The organism is Arthrobacter sp. YAF34 (genome assembly GCF_052113245.1).
In the GTDB taxonomy this organism is placed as follows: Bacteria; Actinomycetota; Actinomycetes; order Actinomycetales; family Micrococcaceae; genus Arthrobacter.
Genome location: NZ_JBFRCV010000027.1, coordinates 1 through 8,564, shown reverse-complemented (window position 1 = coordinate 8,564; position 8,564 = coordinate 1). Strand labels below are relative to the sequence as shown.

Here is an 8,564-nt window from a genome sequence, read left to right as displayed (position 1 = left end):
ACTTGAAGAGGGCGTTGACCTTTTCGTTGGCCTGGGTGAGGGAACTGGCCGGGGCCTTGTCGGAGACCACTGCGTCCATGGCGGGATTCATGATGCCGTCGACTTTGGCAGCATTGTCTGCGATCGGGAAGAGGAACGTCGTTCCATCCTCCACCTGTTGGGTGAAGGGGGTGACGTCGATGCCCTTGGCCTTGAAGGCCGCGGCAGCCTTGGCAGTGGAGGACTTGATGGCGGGGAAGACGACTCCCTTGGACGCGACGACGTCCTGGCAGGCTGAGGAGGCGAGGTATTCGACCCACTTGACGGATGCGGCAGGGTTCTTGGTGCCGGCGTAGATGGAGTCGGCCAGGCCGTTGAACATGGACGCGCGCTTGCCRTTCGGTCCCGTCGGGGTGGGTGCGATGCCGGTCTGGATGCCCTTGTAGCCGGTGTACTGGCCGATCGTCCAGTCGCCGGAGGTGTTGATGGCGGCCTTGCCGGCGCCAAAGGTGTCCTGCATGCTGGCGCCTACCGTTGTTTCAAGTTTGGGCATGTAGCCCTTGTCCGCCAGCCCGGCCCACCAGGCGATGGTTTCCTGGAACCTGGGGTCGTCGTAGTTGAACTTGGTGCCCCAGGGGTTCTTGTCCGTGTGGGTCCAGCCGGTGGTGGCCGTCAGGAAGCTCCACTGGGTCTGGCCCTGGCCCGAGCCCGAGGACTCCAAACCCAGGCCGTAGACGGCCACGTTGTTCTTATCGAAGCCGGCTTCGTCTCCGCGTTTACCGTTCTTGTCAACGGTCAGGTGGGCGATGGTCTTCTCGTAGCTGCCACCATCCTTGGGGTTCCAATCCAGCTCGGCCATCTGCTTGGCCGTGATGCCGGCGGCGTCGGTCATGGCTTTGTTGTAGAAGAGGCCGACGGTGTCCCAGTCCTTGGGAAGGCCGTAGCGCTTGCCGTCCTGGCCCACCCAGAGATCGGCCAGGCCCTTGTTGTAGATCGAGAGATCGACGTGGTCCTTGTTGACGGCGTCGTCGAGGGGCAGGAGTTGCTTTTTGGCGGCGAATTCCGGGTACTTGGACAGGTGGTCGGCGAAGACGTCCGGGGCGTTTCCGGCGACGAAGCCGTTGGTCAGGGTGGTCCAGTAGTCACCCCAGCCACGCTGGGTGATCTTGACTTTGATGTCCGGGTTGGCCTTGGTGAAGTCAGCAGCGCACTGCTGGTACGCGGGGAGCTGGTTGGCGTCCCACAGCCAGTAGTTGATTTCACCCTTGGCCTCGGTGGAGGCGGTGCTGCCTCCGCCGCAGGCGGACAGTGAGAGGGCGATTGCCGCGGCGGCAGCTGCGACGCCGATAGTTTTCTTCATGGTGGACCTTTCGAGGTGTTTCTTGGGAGGAGGGAAGTGAGGGGTTACTTGATGCCGGAGAAGCCGATGGAGTTGACCACTTTTTTGCCGAAGGCGAGGAACAGGATGAGGATGGGCACTGCCGCAACGAGGGTGGCGGCCATGAGTCCGGACCAGTCCGGGGCCCCCTGGGGGGACTGGGACTTGAAGACGCTTAGGCCCACGGTGAGGACGCGGACGTTTTCGTCGTTGCCGACCAGCAGTGGCCAGAAGTATTCGTTCCATTGGCCGATGAAGGTCAGCAGCGCGAGGGTGGCCAGGGGTGCGGCGGCGTTGGGCAGGACGATCTGGAAGAAGATGCGCAGGCTCTTGGCCCCGTCGAGCATGGCTGCTTCCTCGACTTCGCGGGACATGCTGAGGAAGAACTGCCGCAGGAAGAAGATGGCGAACGCGGACATGAACAGGAAGGGCAGTGTCAGTCCTGCGAACGTGTTGAGCAGGCCCAGGTTCTTGATCATGAGGAAGTTGGGCAGCGCGGTGAAGATCCCCGGAATCATCATGGTGGCCAGGAATACGGAGAAGACCTTGTCGCGCCCGGGCCAGCGGAGCCGGGCGAAGGCGTAGGCGGCAAGTGCGCTGAAAAAGACCTGGGCTGCGGTAGTGACCGTGGAAAAGAGTATCGAGTTGCGCAGGTACAGCCAGAAGTCGATGGCTGCCCCGGAGCCTCCTTCGGCGATGGCCTCCTCTGTGGTCTGCATTCCAAAGACACGCTTGAAGGCGCCCCAGGAGAAGTCCGCCGGCAAAAGGTTCCCGGAGTTGGAGGCCAGCGAGTGGTTGCTGGAGAGGGCCGTGCGGAGCATCCAGAGGAACGGGAAGATAGTGACGGCCAGCGCGAGGGCGATGACGGCCCAGGCCCCGATGCGGTGCCAGTTGACTGGCTTCGTGCGGGAGGGTGTTGATGTTGTCATGGCGGGGTTCCTTAATCCAGATCCGATTCGTTGCCCTTGAGGAACTTCATTTGCACGAAAGCCACCAGGGCAAGAATGAGGAAGAGAATGACGGACAGGGCGGAGGCRTAGCCGAAGTCCGATTCGCCGAAGGCTTTTTGGTAGATGTACATCTGGATGACGCGGGTGGCGTTGACCGGACCGCCGCCGGTGGTGACCGCGACGGTGTCGAAGACCTGGAACGATCCGATGACGGTGACCACCAGGACCAGTGCGAGGACCGGACGCAGGAGCGGCATGGTGATGCTCCAGAACGTCCGGGTGGGGGAAGCCCCGTCCAGGGAAGCCACTTCGTAGACGTGTTGGGGGATGGCCTGTAGGCCGGCGAAGATGAGCAAGGCGGTGTAGCCCATGTGGCGCCAGACGTTGACGCCGGCGATGGTGGGGATGGCCCATTGATCGCTGCCGAAGAAGGCAATGCGGGGAAGGCCCATCCAGCTGATGATCTCGTTGACGATGCCGATCTGGTAGTCGAGCATCCAGAACCACAGCAGGGCGACGATCACGTTGGCCACCAGAAAGGGAAGCAGCAAGGCGCCACGGACGAACGTGGACTTGGCGACGCGGTGCATCAGCAGCGCCAGGCCGAGGGCGATGACTGTCTGGAACACGATGTTGATTGCGACGTACTGGATGGTCACAGCCATCGCGTTCCAGAAGAGCTCATCCTTGAAGATCGCCGTGTAGTTGTCGAGGCCGACCCATTTGGGCTCTCCGAGGATGCTGTACTCGGTGAAGCTCAAGTAGATGCCACGGATGGTCGGGACTAGAGAAAAAGCAACGAGGCCGATCATCGCCGGGAGGATGAACAGCAGCGCGACCTTCAGGTCGCGCAGTTTGACCATGCCACGGCCCCGGTTGGAACGCTGCGGCGCCTTGTGCGCTGCGGCGGGGGGGTGCTTGGTAATGGTGGTCATCTTTGATCCCTCTTCTGTGAGGCAGGTAACAATTGACGGCTACTCTACGCGCGTAGCTGTAAAAAATGCAACAACTTCCTTGGAAGTGAGGCAGAATGACGCCTCTTCAAGCCCGCTTGTTGACGCGCGTAGATTCCGTGCCCATACTTCTTCCATGACTTCTTCAATTGGAATCGTTGGTGCGGGACAGTTCGCAGGCGTATTCGCCAAGCTCTTCGCTGCCCACCCCGGAATCTCAGACATCTATTTCACCGACATCATCGCTGAGCGTGCGGAGGCCCAAAGCAGCAGCGCCGGTGCGGCAGGGACGTTCGACAGCTTCGAGGCAATGCTTGAAAGCGACGTCGACGCCGTAGCGATCTTCACCCAGCGCTGGACCCATGGACCGTTGGTGCTGCAGGCGCTGCGGGCCGGTAAGCACGTCTACTCCGCCGTGCCGATGGCGGTCTCCGAAGAGGAGATCGCAGAAATTATCGAAGCGGTCCGCGAAACCGGGCTGACGTACATGATGGGTGAGACCAGCTACTACAACCCGGCAACCGTCTTTGCCCGCAAGAAAAATGCCGAGGGCGCCTTCGGCCGGATCTTCTACGCTGAGGGCGACTACGTCCACGACATGGACCTCGGCTTCTACGACGCCTACCAGTACAGCGGCGGAGAAGACTGGAAGCGCACCGCCAGCTACCCGCCCATGCTCTACCCGACCCACTCTGTGGGCGGGGTGCTGGGAGCAACCGGCTCCCACGCCGTCAGCGTCAGCTGTGTCGGGGTCCGGGATGAGCGCGGCGACGGCGTCTTTGACCGTGAGATAAGCATGTTCGCCAACGACTTCTCCAACGCCAGTGCCCTGTTCGAACTCGCCGGCGGCGGGTCCATGCGCATCAACGAGTTCCGCAGGGTGGGCTACCCTTCCCACCTGCGCGAGAGCCGCTTCCGCTACTTCGGCACGGAGGCCAGCTTCGAACAGCTCGCCCTGGTCAGCGTCTGGCAGGACAAGCACGCCGTGACCGACATCAGTGACCAGCTCGAGACCCAGGCCACCATGGACGCGGATGACCCCATGCTGGCCGACGTGGCTCCTGCACTGCGCGACGCCTTTATTTCCGGCATGGCCTCCGTGCACGACGCCGGACGACTGCCGGCGGAGTTCCGCGGCCTGCCCAACGGCCACGAGGGCAGCCACCACTTCCTCGTCGACGACTTCGTCACCGCCATCAACACCGGCACCCTGCCTCCGGTCAACGCCTGGGAAGCGGCCCGCTACACGCTTCCCGGCATCATTGCCCACCAGTCGGCCCTGCGCGGCGGCGACCGCCTGCCGGTGCCCGACTTCGGCGACGCCCCGGCAGAGCTGCCCCGCCCGGTACTTCGCGAGTCCGCCAAGTGAAACGCCGCTAGCATGGTTGCCATGCCGCACCCGACCTCACACGCCAAATCCGCTGTTACGCGCGACGATGTCGCCCGGCTGGCAGGGGTCAGCAGCGCCGTCGTCAGTTACGTGGTCAACGGCGGGCCGAGGCCGGTTTCCGCTGCGAACGAGGCCAAGGTGCGGCAGGCAATCAGAGCGTTGGGTTACCGGCCCAACTCGGCAGCCAGGGCACTTGCCTTAGGTTCCAGCGAAATGCTCGCCCTGATCGTCCCCGACGCCATCAATCCGTTCTACGCCTCGCTCGCCCGCGCCGTCGAAAACGCCGCGGCCGAGCAGGGCTACACCCTCCTGCTGGCAGACTCCCAGGACTCGCTACGCACAGAGCGCCGCCTCATCAAGAACTTCGCCGCGAGGAGGGTGGACGGCCTGTTCCTCTCCAGCGTGCTGTTCGAGCCTGATCTAATCGACCTTGAACAGGCAGACATTCCTGTTGTGCTCCTGAACCATCCTGCCGACGTTGTCATGAAAGGCGGCGCCAGGGGGCACGGTGCAAATGCAGTTGGGGTGGACTTCCAGGAGGGAGCGCGGGCAGCTGTTGAGCACCTCATCGGCCACGGCCACGAACGGATCGGACTCGTCATCGGCGGCAATGCCGACAGTGAGCTTGACGCACGCGAGGTCGGCTGGCATCAGGGCATCCAGGATGCCGGCCTCACGGCCGGCCCAATCATTCGGGTGCCCTTTACCCGCGAAGGCGGCTTCCATGCCGGACAGGAGCTGCTGGCCCGTTCCGAGCGGCCCACCGCCGTCTTCGTTAGCTCCGACCAACAAGCGGCCGGTTTCCTCTGCGCCCTCCACGAGGGCGGTCTCCGGCTACCGGAGGACCTGGCCGTATTCTCCTTCGACGGCGCGCCCGAATCTGAATACACCTGGCCCCGGCTCAGTACAGTCGCCCAACCCTTAAAGGACTTGGCACAGGCAGCCCTGAACGCTCTCCTAACCCCGGAGCCCGGACAGGAGACCCAAGCGAAAACCCAAATCTTCCCTGCCGAGCTGGTACTGCGGGCATCCTGCGGCTGCCGCTGACAATCACAGCCTCTCCGGCTGCGCCAAAGCAATCACCGGCCGTAGGGGCCCGCATCCCACCACAACGAGAACCCACCCATCCGGTCCCCAACCGTCCACCGGAGTTTCCTTGCTGCCCGGAGGCCACCCAGCAGCCGCCGCGGCTGCCCATCTGCCAGCGGCGTACCCACCGATAAACCACAAAGGCACCCAACGTCATGACTGCTATTTCCGCCCACGAGGATGACATCTTCAGGCCCGCCATCCACTACACGGCCAAAAACACATGGTTCAACGACCCGAACGGACTCGTCTACCACGAGGGCATTTATCACCTCTATTACCAGAACAACCCCTTCGGCAACGTCTGGGGCAACATGTCCTGGGGCCACGCCACCTCGGCGGACCTGGTCAACTGGGACGAGCAGCCCGTGGCCATCCTCTGCGACGCCGAAGAGGACATCTTCTCCGGCAGCATCGTCATCGACCAGTACAACACCAGTGGCCTCGGCAACGGGCAGACCTCCCCGCTGGTGGCAATTTACACCAGCGCCTACAAAGACAGCTCGGCCCGCCGGGGCACACAGGCCCAGTCTCTGGCCTGGAGTTCCGACGGCGGCTACACCTGGACGAAGCACCATGGCAACCCCGTCCTCGACAGGAACTCCGCAGACTTCCGCGATCCGAAGGTGTTCCGCTACAACGGGCCCCCAGGCAACTATTGGGTCATGGTGGCCGTCGAAGCCAACGAGCACAAAGTGGTCATGTACAGCTCCGATAACCTCCGGGACTGGCACTACCTCAGCAGCTTCGGACCCGCCAACGCCGCCGGCTGAATATGGCAGTTTGATTCAGGACCGGTGTGACGGCTTGAACCAGGACCACCCACGACTCGCCGGTTGCTTGTGACGGTTTGAGTCAGGACCACCCCCAATGTTGCTTTCATCTGATGAACGCGAGCATTTGGAGGTCCGGATGAGGGTGCGCATGGAGCTGTTTGCCAAGATCCGCAGGGATGCCCGCGTTGAGGGCGTATCAATCCGTGGGCTGGCAAAGCGGTACCAGATCGGCAGAGACACAGTCCGGCAGGCATTGTCGGATCCTGTTCCCCCGGCGCGGAAAACGCCCGAGAGGTCATCGCCCCGGCTGGACCCGTTCAAGCCCGCAATCGATGCGATGCTGACCGAGGACACGACGGCGCCGAGGAAGCAGCGCCACACTGCCCGCAGGATACTGGCCCGGCTCATGGAGGAGCATGGGGCGCAGGAGTTGTCGTATTCGACAGTGCGAGACTACGTGCGGGTCCGCCGGGCCCAGATCGATGTCGAGGCCGGCCGCCGGGTGGAAGTGTTTGTCCCGCAGGAGCATGCCCCGGGCGCTGAGGCTGAGGTGGACTTCGGTGAAGTCTGGGTGGTCCTGAACGGGGTGAAGACGAAATGCCACATGTTCGTATTCCGTCTGTCCCACTCCGGCAAGGCCATCCACCGGATCTATCCGACCCAAGCCCAGGAAGCATTCCTCGAGGGCCACATCGAGGCGTTCAACGAGGTCGGCGGCGTGCCGGTCAGGCACATCCGCTATGACAACCTCACCAGTGCCGTCACCGCCGTGGTCTTCGGGCAGGGCCGGCAGCGCCAGGAGAACGACCGGTGGCTGCTGTTCCGCTCGCACTACGGCTTCGATGCCTTCTACTGCCAGCCCGGCATCACCGGAGCCCACGAGAAGGGCGGGGTGGAAGGCGAAGTGGGCTGGTTCCGCCGCAACCGGCTCTCCCCAATGCCTGTCGCTGAATGCCTGGATGAGCTCAACAACAGGATCCGGGAGTGGGAAGCCCAGGACGACCGCCGGCGGATCAGTGACAGGATCCGAACGATCGGCCAGGACTTCGTCGCCGAGCAGCCGTTCCTGGCTCCGCTGCCCGGTGAGGTCTTCGACCCGGGGCTGGTGCTGACGCCGCGGGTGGACCGGTCCTCGATGATCACGGTGCGGATGGTGAAGTATTCCGTCCCGGCCCGGCTCATCGGCAGGAAGGTCCGGGTGTCCTTGCGGGCATCTGAGGTCGTGGTGTTCGACGGCCGCTCCGTGGTCGCCAGGCATCAACGGATCGTCGCCAAACATGGGCAGTCGGTCCAGCTGGACCACTATCTAGAGGTCCTCAAGACCAAACCCGGCGCGCTGCCCGGATCCACCGCGCTGGCCAAGGCCCGGGAGTCCGGCTCGTTCACCAGCGCGCACGAGGCTTTCTGGGCTGCCTCTCGGCGCGTCAACGGCGATGCCGACGGGACCCGTGAACTCATCGATGTCCTGCTGCTCCACCGGTCCATGGACGCCGGCGACATCCAGTCGGGGATCGCCGCTGCCCTGGGAGTGGGTGCTGTCAGCGCCGACGTCGTTGCGGTCGAAGCCCGTAGACACGCCTCAAACATCCCCGCGGGTGGGTCCGGTTCGGACCGTAATCCCGGTGCTCATGTTGAAGTGAATGTGCAACGGGTTGTCAGTCTTACCCAGCGCCGTCTCATGGACCCCGCCGCGGTCATCGCCGGACTCCCGCCGGACACGCGGCCACTGCCATCGGTCAGCGCCTATGACGAGCTGCTGGCCGATCGCGCCGAACACCCCGCAGGAATCGCGTCGAAGGAGAACATCTCATGAGCCCCAGCGTCCCCGGAACAAGCATCACTCCGACTCTGCGCCGGCGGCGCGGACTGACCGAACAAGCCGCCGTCGCGGCCGTGGACCAGGCTTGTCGGCGGCTGCGCCTGCCCACTATCCGGGCTGTGCTCGATGAAGCCCTCACCGTCGCCGGGAAGGAACAACTCTCCTACCAGGGCTTCCTGGCCGAACTGCTGCTGGCCGAGTGCGACGACCGGGACCGACGCTCCTCCATC

6 protein-coding genes and 2 pseudogenes are annotated in these 8,564 nt (G+C 63.6%); 5 read left to right on the top strand and 3 right to left on the bottom strand.

Annotated features, from left to right (window positions below; genetic code table 11):
• From AB4Y72_RS19460 to AB4Y72_RS19450, 3 genes are all read right to left on the bottom strand, one after another.
• Positions 1-1,339: ABC transporter substrate-binding protein (locus AB4Y72_RS19460; RefSeq protein WP_441427778.1), on the bottom strand; the 1,339-nt coding region annotated here is incomplete at its 3' end.
• 44 nt (positions 1,340-1,383) lie between these two features.
• Positions 1,384-2,286 carry a carbohydrate ABC transporter permease gene (locus tag AB4Y72_RS19455; protein ID WP_441427777.1) on the bottom strand — a complete coding sequence of 301 codons (903 nt, stop codon included), beginning with the start codon at positions 2,284-2,286 and terminating at the stop codon, positions 1,384-1,386.
• Positions 2,287-2,297: 11 nt separating this feature from the next.
• Positions 2,298-3,242, bottom strand: a complete 945-nt coding sequence (locus tag AB4Y72_RS19450; protein ID WP_441427776.1) for a carbohydrate ABC transporter permease — start codon at positions 3,240-3,242, stop codon at positions 2,298-2,300.
• 154 nt (positions 3,243-3,396) lie between these two features.
• Between AB4Y72_RS19450 and AB4Y72_RS19445 the strand changes: the two genes are divergently transcribed.
• The 5 genes and pseudogenes from AB4Y72_RS19445 to AB4Y72_RS19425 all read left to right on the top strand — a co-directional run.
• Positions 3,397-4,629 (top strand): Gfo/Idh/MocA family protein, encoded by a 1,233-nt coding sequence (locus AB4Y72_RS19445; RefSeq protein WP_441427775.1) that lies wholly within the window; start codon positions 3,397-3,399, stop codon positions 4,627-4,629.
• A 21-nt stretch (positions 4,630-4,650) separates the two neighbouring features.
• A complete protein-coding gene (locus AB4Y72_RS19440; protein WP_441427774.1) occupies positions 4,651-5,697 on the top strand; it encodes a LacI family DNA-binding transcriptional regulator in 1,047 nt (348 codons plus the stop codon).
• Positions 5,698-5,894: 197 nt separating this feature from the next.
• A pseudogene (locus AB4Y72_RS19435) lies at positions 5,895-6,509 on the top strand (glycoside hydrolase family 32 protein); the annotation flags it as partial.
• A 142-nt stretch (positions 6,510-6,651) separates the two neighbouring features.
• Entirely contained in the window at positions 6,652-8,328 is a 1,677-nt protein-coding gene (istA, locus tag AB4Y72_RS19430; RefSeq protein WP_441427779.1) for an IS21 family transposase, read from the top strand.
• Positions 8,325-8,564, top strand: a pseudogene (locus AB4Y72_RS19425) (IS21-like element helper ATPase IstB); the annotation flags it as partial. The gene istA and the pseudogene AB4Y72_RS19425, both read left to right, overlap by 4 nt.